At 41.6% G+C, this 22,454-nt stretch carries 17 protein-coding genes; 8 read left to right on the top strand and 9 right to left on the bottom strand.

From position 1 onward, the window contains the following. The first annotated feature begins 491 nt into the window (after positions 1–491). On the top strand, positions 492–1,736 hold the full coding sequence (locus BMW98_RS09070; protein ID WP_162844766.1) for an AAA family ATPase: 1,245 nt from the start codon (positions 492–494) through the stop codon (positions 1,734–1,736). After that, positions 1,733–2,377 (top strand): HNH endonuclease, encoded by a 645-nt coding sequence (locus BMW98_RS09065; protein ID WP_090258273.1) that lies wholly within the window; start codon positions 1,733–1,735, stop codon positions 2,375–2,377. Before BMW98_RS09070 ends, BMW98_RS09065 begins: the two co-directional genes overlap by 4 nt. Positions 2,378–2,612: 235 nt before the next feature. On the opposite strand, the gene BMW98_RS09060 is transcribed toward BMW98_RS09065, so the two are convergent. From BMW98_RS09060 to BMW98_RS09045, 4 genes are all read right to left on the bottom strand, one after another. Continuing rightward, positions 2,613–3,692: a phytase gene (locus tag BMW98_RS09060; protein ID WP_090258272.1), complete on the bottom strand. Its 1,080-nt coding sequence runs from the start codon at positions 3,690–3,692 to the stop codon at positions 2,613–2,615. 49 nt (positions 3,693–3,741) lie between these two features. After that, the gene (locus BMW98_RS09055; RefSeq protein ID WP_090258271.1) at positions 3,742–6,507 is read right to left on the bottom strand and encodes a TonB-dependent receptor; all 2,766 of its coding nucleotides are present in this window, start codon (positions 6,505–6,507) and stop codon (positions 3,742–3,744) included. Positions 6,508–6,684: 177 nt separating this feature from the next. Next, positions 6,685–8,379 carry a tetratricopeptide repeat protein gene (locus BMW98_RS09050; protein WP_139177470.1) on the bottom strand — a complete coding sequence of 565 codons (1,695 nt, stop codon included), beginning with the start codon at positions 8,377–8,379 and terminating at the stop codon, positions 6,685–6,687. 156 nt (positions 8,380–8,535) lie between these two features. Continuing rightward, positions 8,536–9,405, bottom strand: coding sequence for an SDR family oxidoreductase (locus tag BMW98_RS09045; protein ID WP_245733548.1), 870 nt, complete (start codon positions 9,403–9,405; stop codon positions 8,536–8,538). A 129-nt stretch (positions 9,406–9,534) separates the two neighbouring features. Here BMW98_RS09045 and BMW98_RS09040 point away from each other — a divergent pair, with 129 nt between their 5' ends. Together BMW98_RS09040 and BMW98_RS09035 are read left to right on the top strand one after the other, a co-directional pair. Next, positions 9,535–10,497 (top strand): OmpA family protein, encoded by a 963-nt coding sequence (locus tag BMW98_RS09040; protein ID WP_090258268.1) that lies wholly within the window; start codon positions 9,535–9,537, stop codon positions 10,495–10,497. A gap of 86 nt (positions 10,498–10,583) precedes the next feature. Continuing rightward, entirely contained in the window at positions 10,584–10,847 is a 264-nt protein-coding gene (locus tag BMW98_RS09035; protein WP_090258267.1) for a hypothetical protein, read from the top strand. On the opposite strand, the gene BMW98_RS09030 is transcribed toward BMW98_RS09035, so the two are convergent. Beyond that, positions 10,844–12,031 (bottom strand): trans-sulfuration enzyme family protein, encoded by a 1,188-nt coding sequence (locus BMW98_RS09030; RefSeq protein ID WP_090258266.1) that lies wholly within the window; start codon positions 12,029–12,031, stop codon positions 10,844–10,846. The genes BMW98_RS09035 and BMW98_RS09030 overlap by 4 nt on opposite strands. After that, positions 12,015–13,475: a Na+/H+ antiporter NhaC gene (nhaC, locus tag BMW98_RS09025; RefSeq protein WP_090258265.1), complete on the bottom strand. Its 1,461-nt coding sequence runs from the start codon at positions 13,473–13,475 to the stop codon at positions 12,015–12,017. The genes BMW98_RS09030 and nhaC overlap by 17 nt, the downstream gene beginning before the upstream one ends. A gap of 156 nt (positions 13,476–13,631) precedes the next feature. Between nhaC and BMW98_RS09020 the strand changes: the two genes are divergently transcribed. Next, positions 13,632–14,222: a hypothetical protein gene (locus tag BMW98_RS09020; protein WP_090258264.1), complete on the top strand. Its 591-nt coding sequence runs from the start codon at positions 13,632–13,634 to the stop codon at positions 14,220–14,222. A gap of 47 nt (positions 14,223–14,269) precedes the next feature. On the opposite strand, the gene BMW98_RS09015 is transcribed toward BMW98_RS09020, so the two are convergent. After that, positions 14,270–15,664: an OmpA family protein gene (locus BMW98_RS09015; protein WP_090258263.1), complete on the bottom strand. Its 1,395-nt coding sequence runs from the start codon at positions 15,662–15,664 to the stop codon at positions 14,270–14,272. Positions 15,665–15,889: 225 nt separating this feature from the next. Next, a complete protein-coding gene (locus tag BMW98_RS09010) occupies positions 15,890–17,143 on the bottom strand; it encodes a DUF819 family protein (RefSeq protein ID WP_090258262.1) in 1,254 nt (417 codons plus the stop codon). A 196-nt stretch (positions 17,144–17,339) separates the two neighbouring features. Between BMW98_RS09010 and BMW98_RS09005 the strand changes: the two genes are divergently transcribed. The 3 genes from BMW98_RS09005 to BMW98_RS08995 are packed head-to-tail and all read left to right on the top strand — an operon-like array spanning position 17,340 to position 20,952. Beyond that, positions 17,340–18,731 (top strand): sodium-dependent transporter, encoded by a 1,392-nt coding sequence (locus BMW98_RS09005; RefSeq protein WP_090258261.1) that lies wholly within the window; start codon positions 17,340–17,342, stop codon positions 18,729–18,731. A 54-nt stretch (positions 18,732–18,785) separates the two neighbouring features. Next, positions 18,786–19,877, top strand: coding sequence for a carbohydrate-binding family 9-like protein (locus tag BMW98_RS09000; RefSeq protein ID WP_090258260.1), 1,092 nt, complete (start codon positions 18,786–18,788; stop codon positions 19,875–19,877). Further along, on the top strand, positions 19,870–20,952 hold the full coding sequence (locus tag BMW98_RS08995) for a family 10 glycosylhydrolase (RefSeq protein WP_090258259.1): 1,083 nt from the start codon (positions 19,870–19,872) through the stop codon (positions 20,950–20,952). Before BMW98_RS09000 ends, BMW98_RS08995 begins: the two co-directional genes overlap by 8 nt. A 1,004-nt stretch (positions 20,953–21,956) precedes the next feature. On the opposite strand, the gene BMW98_RS08990 is transcribed toward BMW98_RS08995, so the two are convergent. Then, entirely contained in the window at positions 21,957–22,442 is a 486-nt protein-coding gene (locus BMW98_RS08990; protein ID WP_090258258.1) for a hypothetical protein, read from the bottom strand. Positions 22,443–22,454 lie beyond the last annotated feature (12 nt).

Here is a 22,454-nt window from a genome sequence, read left to right as displayed (position 1 = left end):
ACAATAGTACGTCATTCTGATCCCGAGAATTCGGGAGAAAGAATCTCCAACAGCCTTGCACCGTAATTGGTTATCAGTGTATCAGTTAATCGGAGAAACAGAATCGCTTAACAAAATCAACTTCTCCCCTTTGCAAGGGGAGATACAGAGGGGTTGTCTACTTGGTGATTGGGTTTTTAGTTAATCACAAACCAGGAAGCATCCCTCGAGGGGTAGAGGGCAATAAGTTCATTTTTCCAAGTGGCTTAAACCACTAACTCCTTCACTTCATAACCTCATAACTTCAACCCCTTCCAACATTCTCCCCTTGCAAATAAGCCCGCAAATCTCTTTCTTGATACTAGAAAACACACACGTTCTAGTTACACTCCTGTGCTTTTCTGAGGATAAAACTTACTTATAGCACATCTGTAAGGAGGTTTTACAATATTTTCAAATGTATGCGAAACTGCAGTGGCGCACACATAATATTAGACTGCATTAAAAAAGAAATGATAAAATCCATAAACATAGAATCTTGGCGACAATTTGATAATGTTCAAATTGATTTTCATCCAAGATTGACCATTTTGACAGGAGCAAATGGTGCAGGTAAGACCACTTTACTGAATATAATCAATCAACACTTTGGATGGCAAAACAACCTCGTAGGAACAGCTAAAAGAGACAAAAAAACTGGTGGGTTAAAATACTTAACTGGGTTTTGGAAAAGTATATTTGAATCAAATTTTAGCGACTCAAATAATCCGAATAACCCTGACAGGATTGGAGATTTAATTTATGCAAACGGAAGTAGAACAAACTTGCTAATTCCAAAAAAAATTGACACCACATACCAAGTTCAAATCCAACAGCAACAACCTTTAAAAGGTTTTAATATACCATCACATCGACCTATTTATAAATACCAAAATGTACCTAACATAAAAACGTCCGTAATTACAAAGCGGCAAGCATTTCAACAGTATAGAAAGTCACAAGTTAAACGATATTTTGGCAGTCACTCAGATAAAACAGAAACCTATTTTATAAAGGAAACATTGATTTCGTTAGCAGCTCTTGGATATGGAAATCAAATAGTAAATGCCAATGAAGGTGCAATTAGAATCTATGAAGGGTTTATAGAAATATTGCGTACAGTTTTACCGCCTAAACTAGGTTTTAAATCACTATCTGTTCGAATACCTGAAGTTGTTTTAGAAACAGATTCAGGAGAATTTAGTATTGATGCTGTTTCAGGAGGTATAGCATCAATCATAGATCTTGCTTGGCAGATTTATATGTTTGATGAATCAGACCAACAATTTGTGGTTTCATTTGACGAGCCTGAAAATCATCTGCATCCTGAAATGCAGAAAACGCTTTTACCAAATTTTCTAAAAGCATTTCCTAATGTTCAGTTTATAGTAGCTTCTCATAATCCATTCATTATTTCTTCTGTAAATGATTCAAATGTTTATGCATTAGTCTACAACGAAGAAAATAAGGTAGTATCAGAACTATTGGAAAATGTAGAAAAGTCAGGAACAGCAAATGAAATACTCAGACAAGCACTTGGCATAGAGACAACCACTCCTGAATGGGTTGATGATAGAATAGATGATTTACTAGAGAAATATTCATCTGCAGGAATTACACCTGAAAATATACAAACCTTCAAACATGAATTGACTGAGATAGGTCTGAGCAATTACATTAATCAAGCTGTTGTTGAATTAATTTCTAGAAAAAAATGATTGAGCTGAACAAAATTGCTAAGCCTCAATCGTTGGTTAATAATGGAGACGATTGGACAAAAGACTTAATGGATGAACTTTATGCAAGTGGAGTTATAAATAAAACCAAACAGTCACGCTACAACAAAGCTGATGTTAAACAAGCTGTTAAAGATGAGACTAGGGAAAAGTGTGCTTATTGTGAAAGTAAAATAACCCATATTTATCCAGGTGACATTGAACATATTATTCCTAAAGCTCTTTATCCAAGGCTAACTTTTACATGGAGCAATTTGACTTTCGGTTGTTATTGGTGTAACAACAAGAAGAGAGACTTTCTAAATAAAGATTGTATGATGCTAAATCCATACAAAGACAAAACAGGTGACCATCTACGAGCATTCGGACCTCTTTTGATGCACATCAACACAAGTAAAAGAGGTGAAATCACATGGCGTAAATTGGAGTTAAATAGACCTGAATTAAGAGATAGAAGACAAGAAAAGATAGAAGAGCTTCAACTGCTTATTGACAAATACAATAATGAAACTGTTCAAGCTCTTAAAAACTTAATAGAAGCTGAAATAAATGATTTTATCGAGTCAAACGAATACTCGTTTTCCTTAAAACAGTATTTTGAAGACAATAAAAACGCAGTCTAACAAAACCTATACACAATCCCCAAGGATACTACACATAGCTAAAACGTAAGGCTCAACAAAAAAACCGGCAGCTTGCGCCACCGGTTTTATACTAATCAATAATGCTATTCCTGCAATTGGTGACAACACCAATCTGGGCTTAAATCTAGCCTTATAGTAAAGTTTTTTAGATACCGGATAAAATAGGCCTTTTAAAAAGTTAAGGCCTATTTTTCCGGTATGACGCTATAAAGACCTAATCTAAAGGTAAAATATCTTCTACGCGGTAGTACTGAAAGGTCTTATCGTCAGACATGGCTACGAAGATTCCTCTCTTAAAAGTAGCGTTAAAGGCTACATTACTAATTTCAGAACCATCACTTTCTACAGTAGAAACCAGCACGCTTTCAATCAATGTATGATCATGCGGATTAGTTGCGCTTCCCTCTCGCGGATAGATCTTAAACTGGCTGGCTTGCTGGTCAGACACGAGGATAAAACCTTTGCCATTTCCCGTATCGAAAATCGAGATACCCTCATGGTCATCGGTAAAGCCTTCGGTAGCAAATAGTGCCAGCTCTTCGTTGCCTTTCTCAGGGTCGGCATAGTACTTTCTCACCCCTACTCCTTCGTCAGAGTAATAGATGTAGCCCAATTCATCATCTACCGCAATGGCTTCAATTTCCTTGTTACCGCTAAACATCCCGAATTTTCTAACCAAGGTAGCTTTTACACCTCCTTGGCCATTGTCTTCAAGCAAGTATTGCCACAAGTATGTTCCGTCTGTTGGACCAGTTTTTCTACCCATAATAGCGAAAATAGCCCCATCAGCAGGTCTTTTGTAAAGCGCTACGCCCATTAGGTCGCGGTACTCTACCCCCGTTTCACCTTCAAATACAGGGATTCCTCCACCATCAAGCGGCTGCATATCTGGCAAGCTGAACAAGCGCATATTGTGTGTCATGCGTTCGCCTGTCAAAGCAATGTCTACACTTTTGCCGCCAATGTTCAAACCATAGGCAATGTCTACATTGTTCGGGCGCTTAAGGCCTCGGACCACTTTGTCTTGCACGATTTTTCCTTCCAAATCGAACACGAACAAAGCACCGTCTTCATTCTTATCGGTACCCACAATCAGGCTTTTCGATGCGTCCTCAGGGTTTACCCAAATCGCAGGATCGTCCGTATCGTACACCACTGGTTCGGTAACAATTACAGGCTTTACCGCCTTTACTGTTTCCGTTGTGGTTTCAGTATTATTTGTAGTGTTGGTTTGGCATGCAGCTGCAAAAAGTATGATAGCCGCCAAGCCAATGTTTAATCTTAAATGCTTCATATTAGAAAAATGAAGGCAGCCGAAACTGCCTTCGTTTAAAAGTCTTCAATTAGTTTTTGAACAAGTCGAATTTCAAACCAGCGTTGAAACGCACATTGTAGTACTCCATTTGCATGGTTCTAGAGCTCACGCCTTGGTAGTATCTCAATGGTTGGTTCGTAAGGTTATTCACCTCGAAGAAGAATCTCCAGTTAGGAGTGAATGCGTAAGAACCGTTCAAATCGATGAATGTTTGTTTGTCGTAAAAACGATCTTCGAAAGCATCGCCACCCAACTCATCAATGTAGTCGCTAGCGTAGTTCAAAGATGCTCTCAACACCAATTTGTCTGTTTCCCAAGAAAGCGATGCATTGAACATGTTGTTGGCAGTTCCAGGCAACTCAATCTCATCATCTTCTCTATCCTGAATACCCGTAGTGCTAGACTGCGTGTAGGTATAGTTTAGGTATAAGCCAAGGCCTTTCCAGATTTGGCGTTGGAAAGAAAGCTCCAAACCATAAACCTCTGCAGTACCACCATTTTCGAAAGTAGTGTACTCCAGGTTATTACCGAAATCAGGGTCAGTATAATCTTCGATTACGCGCTCGTAAATAAAGCTGTCGATGTCTTTGTAGAACACACCACCAGACACCAAACCAATGTTTTGGAAGTAGTTCTCATACATAACATCGAAGTTCATCGAAGTGGTTGGCTCCAAGTTCGGGTTACCTCTTACAAGCTCCTCATCGTCTGGGCTAAACTCAGCGTAAGGCACAAGATCGAAGTAGTTAGGACGCGCAATTGTGTTTGTCCACGCGAATCTCAAAATTGAGTAATCGCTAAAGTTGTAGTTCAGGTGAACACCCGGCATAAAGTTGCCATAGTTTTTAGTATCAGTTTCTTGCGTAAAAGTACCGTTATCTATATCCAATAAGTTACCAGTGTACTCTACATCTGTAGCCTCGTAGCGCACCCCTACAATACCGGAAAGCTTCTCATTCAACTGAATGTCGGCCATGGCATAACCTGCATAAATGTTCTCGTTTGCAGTATAGTTACCTGGTAGGTACTCGTCCAACACATCGTCCTCATCGAACATAGAGCGATCAGTAAAATCAAGTCCACCTAGGAATTCTGGTGTAACAAAGATACCCGCTTGGTACTGGCTACCTGCCAAGAAATCTCCATCAGAATAATCGGTGTGCGGAACATCACCCAAAGTTGGACCGAAAGCATCTTCGTCTACCGGAGCATACTCAAAGAAGCTATTTTCTCTAAACTTCTTCTTTGTTCTTAAACGTCCACCAAACTTCAGAATGGTATTTTTCGAAACAGGTAGTTGGAAATCAACTCTACTGTTAATGTCTCTATCGTAAGTATCCTGAAACTCTTCAGTAATTTCATTCAAGCCAATGTTCAGGTTATCGGCAGGATTTCTTAGGCTAGCAAATGGAAATTCAGGATTTCTTAAATCCAAGTAAACATCCATATCGCTCTCTCTGTAGCTAATGTAACGCTCGTTTGGTCTCTTTTCAGAAGCCTTGGCATAAGTAGCCGACCATGTCATTTTAAGCAGATCGAACTGGTGCTCACCGTTCAAGCTAATGTTTCTATTGCGTTGGTCTTCCAAACGTCTGTTGTCGTTTCTACCAGAGCTAATTCCACCTTTAGTTTCATATTCAACCCTACCCGGCAGGTTCCATTGGCGGTCTCCAACTGAAATGGCGTTTCCGTCTTCAAAGGCTTCGTTCAGGTCAGAAATACCCATTGCGAAACGGTTTTCTCTGTCGTCTCTCCAGTTGTAAACACCCGAAAGGAAAATCTTATGGTTTTCATTGAATTCATAGTCCAAAGCCAGGTTGAAGCTTCTTCTTATACGCTGCACTTTGTATTCACGAATTTCGAATTCTTCCAAAAGTGCTTCACCATTATCGCCTTCAAACCAAACGGCTTCTACGTTGTCCGACCCAAAGTCGTGGTTGTTGTAGCTTACAGAAGCCACTACACCAAGTTTATCGTTCAAAAAACGGTCTGAAGCAACCACAGTACCCGTCCAGATTGGCTTGTTAGAAAGGAAGTTGTAACCAGAAGCCAAAGTACCAGAAATACGCTGAGTTGATGGTGCAGAGCGCGTTACCAAGTTTACAGAGCCACCAATTGCATCGGCATCCATATTTGGCAACACGGCCTTATTTACCTGAATGGTCTGAATAAGGTCGGCCGGAATAAGGTCCAACTGAATGTTTCGGTTATCGCCTTCGGCCGAAGGAATACGCTCACCGTTTAGCGTAACAGAGTTCAACTGCGGAGCCATACCACGTACAATAATGTTACGGGCTTCACCTTGGTCGTTCTGAATAGTAATACCAGGAATACGCTTTAGTGCATCCCCTACGTTAGCATCAGGAAAACGACCAATTTGGTCGGCAGCCACCACATTGGTAATGTTAGCATTTGTTCTTTGCTGGTTCAATGCCTTTGCCTGACCTTTCAAACGGTCACCAATTACAATCACGTCTCCACCAGGTGTAAAACCAGGTTCCAAAGAGAAGTCTTTTACCAAAGTGCCATCAGCAACGGTAATTTGCTCTTCAATCTTTTTGTAGCCAATAAAGCTTACCGTTAAAGTGTACTCACCAGCCGGTACATCTACAATTGTGTAGTATCCGTTTTTGTCGGTTGGTACACCTTTATTCAGTTCGTTAATCATTACACTAGCGCCCGGCAAAGCCAGCCCCAGTTCGTCAATAATTCTACCCGTAACGTTTCCCGTTTGGGCCCATGCAAACTGTACATTTAGTAAGAGTACAATTGCTAGTAGTAGTGTTTTTCTCATAGTGGTTAGTTAAATCAGATTACTAACCCAAAGGTGAAAACCGGATGAGATTCGATTATTTCTCATGTATTATCAAAGTGAAAAGAAAGCCTAAAAAACGTTAACAAAACAGCAGCAACAAATTGTAAACACATGAAAAGCAACACCTTACATCACCCTAAAAAAGAAACAAAACCACTAAAAAGACTCTAAATAGGCCTTGAGTTTTTGTCCTTTTTCCAAATTGAGTTTTTTCTTAAGTCGATATCGGGAGATTCTAAGACTCTCTGGAGAGATGCCTAATATTGTGGAAATGTCTTTAGACGAAAGCTGCATTTTAATAAGCGATGCCAAGCGGAGTTCGGACGTGGTCAAAGTTGTGAATTCACACTTCAGCCTGTCTAAAAATTCTGCATGCACCTGATCGAACCTCGACTCGAATTCTTCCCAATCATTGTCGAATTTAAAATTCTCGTCAATCAGGTTGATGATCTTGCCAATTCCCTTCTTCTTACTCTTCTCCTTTTCCAGATCTTCCACCTGCTGCTTTAGCTCACGCAGAATTCTATTCTTTTGAATAATATGAAGTGTCTTGGCTGTAAGGTCTTGGCTTCGGGCTTCCAACTCCATATGGAACTGCTCTTCTTTAAGCTGTTTGTTTTCTAGCTCAGTAGCCAGTGCTTTTCGGTTCAGCTCAGCATTCTTTATCTTCTCCTCATCAAGTGATTTTTCGGCTTCAAAAAAATGCTTCTCGCGTATGCGTTTTGTGCGTTCTTGATAAATGATAATACTGGCCGCAAACACAAAACTTACCGTACCAAAAAGCAAAGAGTTACGCGTTTGCCGACCGATTTTCTTATCAGTTTCAAGCTGTACAATTTCCTGTTCCTTCTCTTGTGTTTCGTATAGCGTTTGAAAATTGGCTATTTGTCCAGCAATCTGCGAATTGAAAAGATCTTGAGAGAATTCGTAGGCACTGTCGTAATACAGTAGCGCCAAATCCTCTCGCCCATTGGCCCTATACACCTTGGCCAAATCATGGTAAGCGCTCAAAATTTCGTAATTCAGGTTAAGCGAATCGGCCAGTTCCAAGGCCCGATAGGTATATTCCACGGCTTCCTTTACTATTCCGCGCTTGCGGTAGGTGTCACCAAGGTTGTTGAGCGTATTTACCAAGGCAGGCAAATTTTGGCTAATGGAATCGTATTTAGCCGAAAGCATAAAGTACTCGTAAGCCTGCTCAAACGCTTCCAAATCTTCATAAATACTGCCTATGTTATCGTAAATCACGGCCAAGCCACGGCTATCGTCTAGTGACTTATACAGCTCAAGTGCTTTTTGTTGGTAGAAAAAGGCGCTATCATAATGAGCGGTCTTTTCATAGTAATGTCCTATTACGCCATAAGTTTCGGCTAAACCTACCTGATCTTTAAGTGCGCTAAACATGGTTTTGGCTGCATGAAATTCTATCAGGGCTTCCTTCCACAAATCGTGAAACTGATAAGCAGCGCCTAAAAGCAACATGGTTTTGGCTATCTCACTGTCATGTTCCAGTACGCGAAATACGGCTAGGGATTCGGATAGGTAATCTATGGCATTGTCGTAAGCGCCCTGTAAATAAAACACCTGCCCAATGGTACGCTTGGCCACTGCATAATCGTATTGATTCCCCGACTCTTCGGCCTCGGTTAAAGCCAGCTTTGCGTAATAAAAGGCTGAATCGGGATCTGTTGAAGCGTAGAAAGTGCCAAGATCATTAAAAGAACGAAGCTGCACCGAAAGTGTATTGGCAGAATTGCTCGAGGTTGGAATGAGCACATTGTTGCTCTTTATTTGCCCAAAACAGACAAACGAACTCAAAAAGAACAAAGTATAAAGTGTGGTGCGCTTCACAAAGCGCAAGCTAAAGCACGAATGTTAGCTCAATGACTTGCGAATTTGAAGTTTGTGTGAAGTTTTATACTCCACGGTTTAAACCGTGGGTTAGTCAAATATCTATCTTCTTCAGCTGCCGCTTGGCCTTCCAATAGCCCCAAATTACTTTGGGGCTCATTGCTTTTTTCCGCGAGAAGCTTCTAGCATATCCCACATTTCTTGTGGTATTTTTTCCAAGTGACTAAACTCTCCTGCTCCCATCAGCCATTCTCCACCATCTATGGTTACAACTTCGCCATTCACATAGCTCGAGAAATCGCTCATAAGGTAGGCTGCAAGATTCGCTAATTCTTGGTGCTCTCCTACTCTACCTACTGGCACTAGCTTAGCTGGGTCGAACTTCTTAACCAAGTCCCCGGGCAATAACCTACTCCATGCACCTTCCGTTGGGAATGGCCCAGGAGCAATCGCATTCAGGCGGATCTTATACTTAGCCCACTCCACGGCCAATGAGCGGGTCATGGCTAAAACCCCAGCTTTAGCACATGCTGATGGCACCACATAACCCGAACCCGTCCACGCATAGGTAGTTACAATATTCAGTACTGTGCCTGCCTGCTTTTTAGCAATCCAATGCTTACCTAGGGCCAAAGTAAAATTGGTCGTTCCTTTTAAAACAATATCTATAATGGTTTCGAAAGCGCGAGCCGACAAGCGCTCCGTTGGGCTTACAAAGTTACCTGCCGCATTATTCAACAGGTTAGTGATATTCCCAAAGTGCTCTTCTGTCTGCTTAATTACTGCTTCCACTTGCTCATAATCTCGCACATCGCATTGCAGGGGCAATACTTTTCCGCCAGTCTCTTCTTCCAGTTCTTTGGCAGCCTTTTCAAGTACCTCCAACTTTCTACTGGTAATCACAAGGTTAGCACCTAATTCAAGAAAGTACTTTCCCATAGACCTCCCCAAACCAGTGCCCCCTCCGGTTACTATTATGGTTTGACCTTTAAGACTACCTTCTTTTAACATTCCATCTGTTCGCATAAGTGAGTTAAATTGTGTTATACAATGAGTTTATCAATTTAGGAAAATATTATGCATGCAGCGTATTTTATCCGCTTAAACTCAACAATCTTCTTTCGTCAATTCGCGCTTAATGGTCATATTTGTGTTATGAAAAGACCGAACACTTCCTCTCTACTTATTTTTTCATTAGCCATTACTTTGCTCTCTTCTTGTGTAGCAAAAAAGGAATTTGATGCGCTAATGACGCAAAAGACTGGCTTGGAAAACGACAAAGTTCAATTGGAAGAAGACCTTGACGTGGCTAAGGAAAAAATCAACCGATTGGAAGTACAGGTAGACGACCTAAAAGGGAAAAACAACGCCCTGCAAAGCGATTTCGACCTTGTAAGTGCCGAACTAAAAAAGACACAAGCTGAATACGACCGCATAAAAGAGCTTTACGAGAACTTACTTTCTAACAGTAGCCAATTAAATTCTGACCTTGCCAAACAACAGCAGCGTTTGTTGGCTATTGAAGACGATTTAGATATTGAACGTAGAAAGAATGAAGAACTGGCGCGTGATTTAGCCACAAGAGAGGCGCGGGTAATTGAGCTCGAAAAACTAATTGCTGATAAAGAACGAGCGGTTGAAAGCCTAAAGAATAAAGTAACCAGTGCCTTACTTAACTTTCAGGGTAATGATGAGCTTACCGTTGAAGTGAAGAATGGGAAAGTATACGTTTCGCTTGCTGAAAAACTACTTTTCAAATCTGGTAGCAGTTCGGTTGACGAAAAAGGTGTTAGCGCACTTACGCAATTGGCCAATGTACTCAAGGACAACCCAGACATTAATGTAATGGTTGAGGGCCACACGGATAATGTACCGATTTCTCGCGCTTCGCAATACATGAACGACAACTGGGACCTAAGTGTAATGCGTGCTACATCTATTGTGCGCATATTGGTGAAAAACGGGCTCGATCCCGCCACCATTACCGCATCAGGCCGTGGTGAGTATGTGCCTGTAGCAACTAATGACACTCCAGAAAACAAAGCTTTGAATAGAAGAACGGAAATTATTCTTACGCCTAAACTGGATGAACTCTTTCAACTGTTAGAGACTTATTAATTTGAGTATCAGAAAGCCCCTGAAGTAAATTCAGGGTGACGATTTTAGTTATTTAAACAATTTGGTGCACAAAACATTTTAAGGCCATGGCAAGTGAAAGTGAATACGCGAATTACTCCTCTGACGAGTTGAACAAAAAAGCGAACCGATACAAAAAGGTACAAATCGGTATGATGGTAATGGCTGTGGCTTTTGCCGCAATAGTTGGTATCTACTCGGCTATTAATGAACTCAAAGAGGGCTACCAAATGGCAGGTATCTTTTTAGTGGCCGGTATTGCCTACCCACTTTTGACCTTTGGCGCCATGCGCAAGAAAATCAAAGCGGAGTTGGAGAATCGCCAAAACTAAATCAAACTTAAAGCCTGATCTAAATCGGCAATAAGGTCTTCCTTATTTTCCAGCCCAACAGAAATACGCATATCGCCCAGCGATATACCCAAGCCTTTGAATTGCTCCGGGCTTAACTCCTTTAAATAACTAATAGCTGGTGCGTAAATCAGGCTTTCATGTCCGCCCCAACTTACCCCTAGTTGAAAGAGCTGTAACCCGTTTACAAAGGCTTTAATATTATCCAGGCTTTCTGTTCTAAGCTGAAAGCCCATCAGTCCGGTTAAGCCTGTCATTTGCTTAGCAGCTAGTGCTTTCTGGTCGAAAGACTTCGCCCCCGGCCAACGTAGCAATTGCACCTTTGGGTGGTTCTCTAAAAACTCGGCAACTGCCTTTGCATTCTCCACATGCTGCTTCATTCTTACAGGTAGCGTCCGCAAGCTCCTCAATAACAACCAAGCCTCAAAAGGCGCCATTTTGGCTCCTATCCATTCGTATTCTTTCAAAGTAATGGCATCGATATCTTTGGCACTACCAATGACAACACCGGCTACCACATCGCTGTGACCACCAATGTATTTGGAACACGAGTGAATTTCCAAGTCAATTCCCATTGCCAATGGCTTTTGGTAAATCGGACTCGTCCAGGTATTGTCAATAATGGTTTTAATACCTTTCGACTTGGCCAGTTTAGCTACTGCTTCAATGTCTTGCAAAGAGAAAACCGCAGAAGAAGGACTTTCTAAATAGATCAAGCTTGTATTCTCTTGAATAGCATTTTCAAAATCAGAGACTTCCTTCCCCTCTACAAAGGTCACCTCAACCCCAAACTTTGGCTTTAAATAAGAAGCTAAAAAGTTGCTTGCCGGACCATAAAGGTTCTTGATCGTTATTACATGGTCGCCAGCATTTACGCAGTGCATTACAGCTGCGGAAATTGCGCCCATACCTGATGGAAAAAGTTGCGACTTCTCCCCTCCGGCAAGTGTGGCTAGCTTCTCTTCTACCGCTTTCACCGTTGGGTTTTTTCCACGCGAATAAATGAACCTGTCCAAGCGATTATCGAAAGCCTCATCTATATCGTCCCAGCCTTCAAAAGTAAATAGGGAGTTCTGATAAATTGGTGGCACAACCGCACCATTAGGGTTGCGTTCGGCATCGTGTGCCAAGTGCGTCTCAAACGAAAATCTATCTTTCTTCTCCATCGGTTTCTTTCTTACTTGCCTCGTTATAAAAACAGCCTTTTCCAGTAATTGCCAGCAAAGGTGCAATTACAAAATTAGCCAAAGTCATCAATTGCCAATGCCAATAATCGGCAACAGCTACACCCAAAGTGGCTGCCATAAACACCCCAGTGGTTGTCCAAGGCACTATGTTTTCTATCATGGTTCCGTAATCCTCTATGGATCTGGACAATACCTTTCTAGGAATCTTGAATTGATCGTATTTTCGGCCAAAAGCATCGCCAATAATAAAGCTGGTTGCCGTTTGATTTGAGGTGGTTACATTGGTAAATGCCGTAGCCACCAAAGACGAAAGAATTACAGACGATCGGGTTTTAGCAAATGCAAATACACGGTTTACGATGCGCGGCATGGCATCAATCATATCAATAGCGCCTACAAAAGTAAAAATCACAAAGGCCAACATAATGGCAAAACTTAGCTCGTAAAGTCCGCCTCTAGTGAAAAGGGTTACCACGTTTTCAGGTACATCGGTCATCCAAGTAGCCATTGAAGTATCAAATCCTTTGTTCAGGGTATTCACCACATTGTCTAAACTATAAGGTTGAAATATTAAGGCCAAAACGGCCGCAACCATTGAGCTTGCCAGCAAAGTCGGGAGTGTTCCCTTCTTCTTAATTGAGCCATAAAGCACAATTAAAGGTGGAATAAATAAGAAAATATTGAAGTTGAACATTTCATCTATCGCGCTCAAAGTGGTTTGAATATGTTCATTATCAATTGATCCATCACCCGCTGGCTTTATCAGCCCCATTAAAAAGTAGATAACTATTGCAATCAAGGCTGCCGGTAAGGTAGTATTCATCATTGACCGGATGTGATCGTACAAATCCGTTTCGGCCGCCATTGCCGCCAAATTGGTTGTATCGCTCAATGGCGAAATTTTATCCCCGAAATAAGCACCACCCACAATAGCACCCGCAGTTATGGCCAAATCGGCATTAACAGCTTGTGCAATACCAATCAGGACCACTCCAATAGTTCCTATGGAGCCCCAAGAAGTACCGGTTAGTGTAGAGAAAATAATGGGAATAAGAAATGACAGCACGTACAGATAATCTGGGTTGATCATTTTAATGCCGTAGTAGATCAACATTGGTATAGTTCCGCAGACTATCCACGAACCTATAATAATACCGATAGCAAAGAGAATTAGAATGGCCGGCAAACCTCGCGACTGCTTTTTTACAATGGCTGCGAGTATATCATTCCATTTAAAGCCCATAATGAGCAACTGGCTTATGACAAAAACCGAGGCAAATAAAAAGACCATCTCCAATGGAAACGGGTCTTGATTTAAAAACTGCGGCCTAATAATTAGCCCGTACGCGATAAGTAACGATAGAAACCCTACGGGTAAAATGGCATGTAAAAAAGTAACCTTTGGTACTTGTTGATCTTTCATTTTTAAAAAGTGGCCAGAAGATAGGCACAGAAGCTTGAATAAAAAATCTTATTAGGAATACCGGTTCCTCACCCAAATCAATCCACACTCATTTTGCATATTTCAACGGATTGTTTTAATTATACATTTATAATTCAACCGAAAAACACACTTAAAATGAAAAACACTTTCCTCAAGCGTTTTAATAGATATGGAAGCCTAATTACCTTAGTTCTCATAACAGTATTTTCTCAAGTATCTTATGCACAATCCATTAAAGGTATTTCATTAACAATGAAGACCGGACCGTTTGATGACATCAACCAAGGTTTAGGACTTACCGCAGGTATTCAAATGAGTGCAAATACTGAAAGAACGGTTTATAGTGTAGACTATTTAGGTCTATCTGAAATTGCAATAAATAGAGACCCTGCCGAAAAATACAAACAAGTTGCCCTAATGATAGGTAGGTTTAAAGATACTGGCAAAATTAGGTTCACCTATCAGGGTGGTGTTGGCATAATTCAAGGTAACGATCGAACTGATGTTATTAGCAAACACTTCGATCCAAATGGTGATTCATGGTATGATTCATTCAAATATGAGTCGGAAGACTTTACAAGTATTAGTTTCTCGGGCAGCTTTAGCATCCACTACATGCCCACCAAATGGTTTAGTATTGGCGGAGATCTTCAAACCAGTATTAGCAGCCGAAAAATATTATACATGCCAATGCTTAGTGTAAGCTTCGGAATGATTCGAGAATAAATAAAAAAGGTGGCTTAGCCACCTTTTTTATTTCTCATAAACACTTATTAGTTGAGTACTTTAAACTCTACTCTTCTGTTAAGCGCCCGACCATTAGAGGTACTGTTATCTGCTAGTGGATTGCTTTCACCCATTGGGCTAACTTCTAATCTATTGGCATCAACTCCTTTAGACTGCAGATAATCTTTAACGGCTCTTGCTCTCTGCTTTGAAATCCAAGTATTGAATTCTTCTGGACCAGTACTATCAGCATATCCATCAATTCTTAGTTTAAGCGAGGTTTGCTTCAATAACGCTGCTACTTTATCCAGTGCGGCTTTAGCCGTAGCGTTAAGTTCATCACTACTCAAAGCAAACTTAATCTGACCTGAAGCCAACTTTAGTACTTCATCAGCCTTTTCGGCAGGCGAAGGACAGCCATTGAGCGAACCTGCAGTATTTGGACAGTTGTCCTCATTATCTAGCACACCATCTCCATCAGAATCTGGGCAGCCATTGGCGCCTCCAGCTACTGAAGGACACTTGTCTTCACTGTCTTTTACGCCATCACCATCTCTATCAGGGCAACCATTTAAACTCCCTGCAGTGTTAGGACATTCATCTTCGCTGTCTTTCACACCATCTCCATCAGCATCTGGGCAGCCATTAAGCGAACCTGCTAATTGAGGGCATTCGTCCTTGTCGTCTGGTACGCCATCACCATCGGCATCTGGACAACCGCTAGCCGAATTACCTTTAACGGTTGGGCACGCATCATCTTTATCGATCACACCATCACCATCGGTATCAGGCCAAGGGCAACCGTTGTTTTCGGCTGGACCTGCTTCATCAGGACAGTTGTCCTCTTTGTTTGGTACGCCATCGCCATCTTTGTCCTTATTTCTCGATAAGGCAAAAGACACACCTATACCATACTGCATATAGTTAGGCGCATAGGAAATACTTTTATTGAAGGCTGCCTTAGTATTGATTTCGAAATTTTCGCTTACCAAAAATCTAAAACCTAGCCCAAAAGGCGTAGTGGCATAAACACCGTCATTATACTCTTCGTAGAAAGGCTCCACTTTAGAATATGATGTTAATCCAATACCTGCAAACAAGTAAGGAGCAAACCTAGATTCTTCCTTTAGGAAGTAACCATTATTAAACTTGTAATAAATACGAGTAGTAAGATCTGCTACGGCACCATCGAAAACATCTTCATGCTTTAAAGCTCCGTAAGAAACGCCCAGATCCAAATCAAAGCTACTGTTCAAGTAACGCTCAGCAGCCACACGAATACCTAAAGTATTCTCAGAGAAGTCGAAAAGACCATCGTAATAACTAAAGTCGAATTTGTTGCTTACACCGTCTACAGCTAGCCACCACGGGGAGTCTTTTGTTTGTGCACTTAAGCCAATAGAAAAAAGCGAAAGTGCGAGTAGTAAAAAGGTTTTTTTCATAAGGTTTTAATTAGTTGTAAATGATATAAGACTAAAACCTTGTCGCAAACCTAATAAAATACTTTCACAGTATTCAAATCACCGTTCACATATAATTTAAAAGTGTAAAATGCAATTTTTATAACTACCTACTAAACAGACAACAACTTAATAAATATTGCCATTTTTAGATGTAATATTTAATTCAAAAGATTGCGGATGAGCATTCTAACTGAATTCTTCTAGTTAAGGAGATACGCTTTCCATAAGCTGCGCACACATTAATGCGCCATAAGTACCGAGCGCATACCCCAACACTGCAAGCAAAACTCCCACTGGTGCCAAGGCCGGGCTAAATGCCGAAGCCACTACAGGCGCTGAAGCCGCACCTCCTACGTTTGCCTGACTCCCTACAGCTACAAAGAAGAATGGTGCCTTGATGATTTTGGCTACTACAATCATAATGATTACATGCACTAGCATCCAGGTAATGCCGATTGAGAATAGTCCAAGGTTATCGAATATTTCACCAATGTTCATGTTCATACCAATGGTGGCTACCAACACAAAAATGAAAACGCTACCCATCTTAGATGCTCCTGCCCCTTCATAGCTTCTGTATTTTGTAAATGAAAGCCCAACCCCAACAGTGGTGGCTACTACTACAATCCAGAAGAAGCCACTGGTCAAAGAGCTTAAGTTATTTCTATCTAGCCAGTCTGCTTTTGTTTCCATCCAAGGTGCTATTAGGTCTGAACCCCAATGTGCCAAAGCTGTACCACCAAAGCCGATGGCCAGAATCACCATAAGGTCTGTTGTAGTCGGGTTTCTAGCAATGCTAGCCGAGTAGTTTTCTACTCTCCTCTTTAAGTCATCGATTGATGAGGTGTCTGACTTTAGCCAGCCATCTACTTTCTTAGAAATACTCGCCCCATACAGTAAAAAGCCTGTCCATATATTAGCACAGATCACGTCTACCACAATCATGGTGGCAAACAGGTCGTCACCAACTTCAAAAATCTCTTTCATAGATGCTTGATTGGCACCACCACCAATCCAGCTACCAGCTACGGTAGACATACCACGCCATACCTCTTGGCCGTTGCCAATATCTAACACACTTGGTGCAATGGTAGAAATCAGCAAAATCGCAATTGGGCCACCAAGTACAATACCCACAGTTGCAGCAAAGAACATAATCAATGCCTTTGGACCAAGGTTAATAATTCCCTTTAAATCAATGCTTAAACAAAGTAGAATTAAAGAAGCTGGTAAAAGGTAGCGCGAAGCCATAAAATAGAGCTGCGACTGCTCACCAGAAACCAAACCTAGCGGCCAGTTCAACAAACCTGGCAAAAAGTAACATAGCAGAATGCTAGGCACATAAGTGTAAAACTTCTTCCATTTTGGGTTATCAGAGCTTGAAGTTTTAAACACCCATGCAATCAAAAGCATGAGCATTCCCAATACTATGGCATCGTTGGTAAAGTATGGTTCCATAAGGCAATTCTAAAAATTCAATTATAAGGCATTTTCCTTTATTCTCTTAATTCAAGCCATATGGCCTGTCTATTAACCTTTCGAGTGGAGGGCAAAATCGGCCGCCTTACCATTTATAGAATCGCTCGGACTTTTTCAGTTTTTCCTACCGCCCAAAGCGAATAATCCCATATATTCGAATTTTAATTTTCTAAATATGGCATCAAGAGGAGGATTCTCTAGTAGACTAGGATTTATTGCGGCAGCTGCAGGTTCGGCTGTTGGTTTGGGTAACATTTGGGGATTCCCCTATGAGGTAGGACAAGGCGGTGGCGCTGCCTTTGTAGTTATGTACCTCATTTTCTGTTTCATACTATGTTATCCTGTAATGGTTACTGAAATTGCTATAGGTAGAAAAACAGAGAAAAACCCTGTTGGCGCCTTCAATGCATTAGGCTTTAAAAAGTGGAACTTTGTAGGAAAAATGGGAATCTTCAGTGGTTTCCTTATTCTTTCATTCTACAATGTAATTGCCGGTTGGGCCTTCGGATACATCTTCGAGATGGCAGCCGGAAACTTCGGCATTGCCGACCAATTCGGAGAATTTGTTAAAGACGTTTTTAAAGTAGGCGCATACGGCTTACTATTTATGGGCACCACTGCATATGTAGTTTCCAAAGGTGTTTCGGGTGGAATTGAAAAGGCAGCTAAATTCCTTATGCCTACCCTAATCATTATGATATTGGCTTTGGTGGTTTATTCACTTACCCTACCAAATGCAATGGACGGACTCAAGTTTTACTTGGTACCAGATTTTTCTGAGATTAATGCAGAAGTTGTAACAAGCGCTTTAGGACAAGCTTTCTTCTCGCTTTCATTGGGTATGGGTGCTTTAATCACCTACGGTTCTTATGTAAACAAAAAAGAAAACATAGTTTCTGCAGCAGCATTTATTACCCTTGCCGATGTTGGTATTGCCGTAATTGCCGGTATGATGATCTTTCCACTAATTGGTTTTATGAGTGGTGGTTCAATGGACGGTGTAGGCAGCGGGCCAGCACTAATATTTGTCACCCTACCTCAAATTTTCGGAACTATTGGCGGAACGCTAGGTGCTATTGCAGGTACCGTATTCTTTGTTTTGCTTTGCTTTGCTGCCCTTACCTCTACGGTATCTTTACTTGAGGTACCTGTTGCCTATGTTGTAGACGAGCACAAAGTAGTAAGAAAGCGTGCTGTATGGATTGTAGCTGGTTTAATTTACCTTATCGGTATTCCTTCCCTACTAGGTAATGGCTACTCAGATTTCTTCACCAATTTTATTACTTACCCAGGTGCTGAAGGTGCTACCGACTTCTTGAGCTTTATTGCCAATGTTGCCAACGATTCATTCCTGCCGCTTGGTGGTTGTTTAATTGTGTTCTTTGCGGCTCATGTTTGGAAGAAGCACAACCTTGACGAAGAGCTTGCCAACGGAGCACCTAACTATAAAGGTTCTTTTGTTCAGAAATACTTGAACTTTGCCATTGGCTATTTAGCACCAACCATTTTGGCCTTTATTTTCGTGGTAACTGTACTAAAGACCTACTTTGGTGTAAACCTCTTTTAATAAATCATACTTATTTAAGATATTCGACCTCTTCATAACCGAAGAGGTTTTTTTATGCGTAAACTTTTCCCTACTCTATTTTTTCTATTGCTCATAACGAGTTGCCAAGGGCAGAATAACTTAATTGAAGGCCGTGCATACATTAGCAAAAAAGCCACCGACAACATTACTGTTGATGGCAGCGCCAATGAAGAAAGCTGGAAGAATGCTTCTTGGACAGCCAAGTTTGTAGACATTGAGGGAGACAAAAAGCCTAAGCCCTACTTCGACACACAAGTGAAAATGACTTGGGATGATACGTACTTCTATTTTTATGCGGAAATGGAAGAACCACATGTTTGGGCGAAGCTTACGGAAAGAGATGCCGTGATTTTTTACGACAATGATTTTGAGATTTTCATAGACCCGGATGGTGACACACACTACTATACCGAGTTTGAAATGAATGCTTTCAATACGGTTTGGGATTTGTTGCTCACCCGCCCTTATAGAGATGGCGGCCATGCCATTGACCAGTTTGATATTCCTGGTTTACAATCGGCCGTACAAATAGATGGTACACTTAACGACCCTTCTGACAAAGACAAAGGTTGGTCGGTAGAAGTGGCCATTCCTTGGGCTTCTTTCAAAGAAACCACAAGGGTTTCGTCACCACCAAAGAACAACGATATTTGGCGCGTAAACTTTTCGCGCGTACAATGGGAAACCGAAGTGATTGATGGCGAATATGTAAAGAAAAAGAACAAAGACACAGGTAAAAACCTGCCAGAAAACAATTGGGTATGGTCGCCACAGCGCGCTATAGCTATGCACGAACCTGAGTTTTGGGGCGAGGTGATTTTTAAGGAAAATCCAGATAGCAAAGACGACTTTTATGCAGATTTTGGCTCTGAAGAGGTTCGCCAAGTGCTTTATGATATTCACAGAAAACAAATTCAGAATAAAAGAGCACACGGAACCTACTCGGCTGAAAAGGACTCGCTACTGAGTCAGGAAAGCTTTCAGGTGGGCAGAAAAATTGAATGGTTAATTCAAGCCGATCAGTACCGTTATCATGTCATAATGCAGCATCCGTTTGATGCAGGTATTTACTGGCACATTGACGAAACCGGTAGGCTATGGAAAGAAATAAGAACAAATGAATAAGCGTACTTTTTTAAAACAACTAGGACTGGGAACAGGAGCCGCTTTGGCATTCCCAACTTTTTTCACTGGCTGCGAAGCTACTCCAAACGAAGATTTTAAGCTTTGGGTATGGACTGGTGGAGACGACAAAACTTCAGAAGACTGGAAACAAGAATTCACTAAACTAAAAGAAGCCGGCTTTCATGGCGTACTGGTTGGCGGTGGCCACAATACCTTGCCTACAGCTATTCCTGAAGCAAAGGCTCTAGGGCTAGAAATACATGCTTGGGTGTGGACGATGAACCAGCCAGGTGACAAAGAAGCTCAGGCACACCCAGAGTGGTATGCAGTAAGCCGCGAAGGAAACTCAAGTTTGGATGTGCGACCTTATGTAGACTACTACCAATGGCTATGCCCAAATAAACCAGAGGTACAAGAATACATCTTCAACAAAATGATGGACATATGCGACCTTGAAGGCCTTGACGGTGTTCAGCTTGATTATGTGCGCTTTTGCGATGTAATTCTCCCTCCTGGCCTATGGTCGAAGTACGATTTGGTGCAAGACCATGAAATGCCGGAATATGACTTCTGCTATTGCGATACTTGCCGCGATAAGTTCAAGGCTAAAAGTGGCTACGATCCATTGGATAAAGAAGACCCAAGCCAAGATGAGGACTGGAAACAGTTCCGCTACGATTCTATTACCGAAGTGGTGAACAAAATAGCTGCAGGTGTTCATGAACGTAAGAAGAAGCTTTCGGCTTCAGTGTTTGCATCTCCTAGCCTAGCCCGAAAATTCGTGAGACAAGCTTGGGACGATTGGGACCTTGATTTTGTATTCCCGATGATCTATTACAAAATGTACGATGAGCCGGTAGAGTTTGTGAGAACGGCAACGCGCGAGGGAGTTGATGCACTAAAAGGCAGCAAGCCGCTCTATACTGCGCAATACCTGCACGACAAAAATGCGGAAGAGGTAAGGCAATCAATAGAAATGGCAAAAGCTGGTGGCTCGGAAGGCTTGGCGGTATTTAACTATAGTCTTCTAAGTGATGAATTTTTAGAAGTGATAAAAGCAGCTCAAAAAGCTTAGCATTTCATTTTAAATAGCATTCCAAGAGGCTGTCTCAAAAGCTAAACGTCATTCCCCAACACCAATCGGCAACCTCATTAAACCAGGCTAAAACCTGGAGGAGATTCCCAGTCAAGCCTGCCTGCGGCAGGCAGGCTGGGAATGACGAAAGTAGTTGGCTTTTGAGACAGCCTCTTGATGTTTTAGGAAGCTTCCCGTCTTTACCATAGGGCAATCTTAATTATTGACCAAACGTTTACTATAGCCATGTCCCGTTAGGAACTAGTAGTAAGTAAATAAAAAGTACAAGTAGTGTCATTGTGCCTTTAGTCACAAAACTTAGATAGACTCTGAAACATGTCGCTTCTACGAAGCTTGGTGCCCTCTGTACATATTTGCATTATAACATTTCGCCCTCATAGGGCTTCAGGTTATGCTCAACCTAGACATTCTCCTTTTCTCCTCGACCGTAGCGGAGAGGCCTGCCAAACGGTCTAGTTATAGGTAAACCTGTTTATGGTTCATAGTGAGCTAGCACAAAGCTCCACATACACCGTCTTTCTGAGGAAACTCATGAGCCGACAAGGCGAATGAATGACCGAAAGAATCCCTATCGGCCTTGCACCTTGGTCGGTTATCAGTGCATTAGTTAATCAGAAAACAGTAAGTAAACTTTGACAAACTGGATCAAGAGGCTTATTAACCATCCATAATGGCATCAGTTTCACTATCTAAAAGTTTGTCAAAGTTATCGGGATTAACCGCCTATATACCGATTGCAAATCGACCTTTCGTACATCCTAATTACAAACGATGATGGGTATCCACCTGCGCCAGCTTAGGTGTCCTCACCAAAGCGACTTCAGCAGTAATAAAACTTTGACAAACTGATTCAACGGACTGACGGCTTATACGGCAGCACTGTCAATTCATCGAGCTAAAAATTTGTCAAAGCAGTAATTCCATTTCAATAAAAAACCCCGACACTTTCATGTCCGGGTTTGTAAGCTGTTAAGTACAAATAATTACTTTACTACGCTTATGGTGTAATTGCCTTCTATGCCATTAGAGGTATTGATGCCATTGGCACTGCTGCCTCCTGCATGGCTAAAGGTGAAGGTAAAACGATTCTCGTTTAGTAGGGTAATCGTTACTTCCTTACCATCGTCCAACGATAGCATTTTAGCATCCTCCTCCGTCCATTGCCAGCTACCGCTTGCATTGAACAAGTCGGCTCCATTTGTGGTGGTGTAGCCGCCATCGGTAAAGGATAAAGTAAAGCCTGGGTAGTTGGCACTAACATCTGTGCCATCTACTTCTATTCGGCCTGCTCCATTGCCCAAGTCCCAGTCGCCAGATAGTTTTTCGAAGGCTAATTCTCTGGCACTTGGCGTTAATGGCCCGTCATCATCTTTGCAGGATGTAAGGAAGCCCATTAAAAACAGGGCTACCAGAACCAATAAGAGTGCAATATTTCGGGCTTTTCTCTGAGTCAAAATCAGTGTATTCATGGTTATCTTTTA

This window comes from Roseivirga pacifica (genome assembly GCF_900111145.1).
Taxonomy (GTDB): domain Bacteria; phylum Bacteroidota; class Bacteroidia; order Cytophagales; family Cyclobacteriaceae; genus Roseivirga; species Roseivirga pacifica.
The sequence above is the reverse complement of the archived record's forward strand: the minus strand, read 5'-3'. Positions and strand labels throughout refer to the sequence as shown.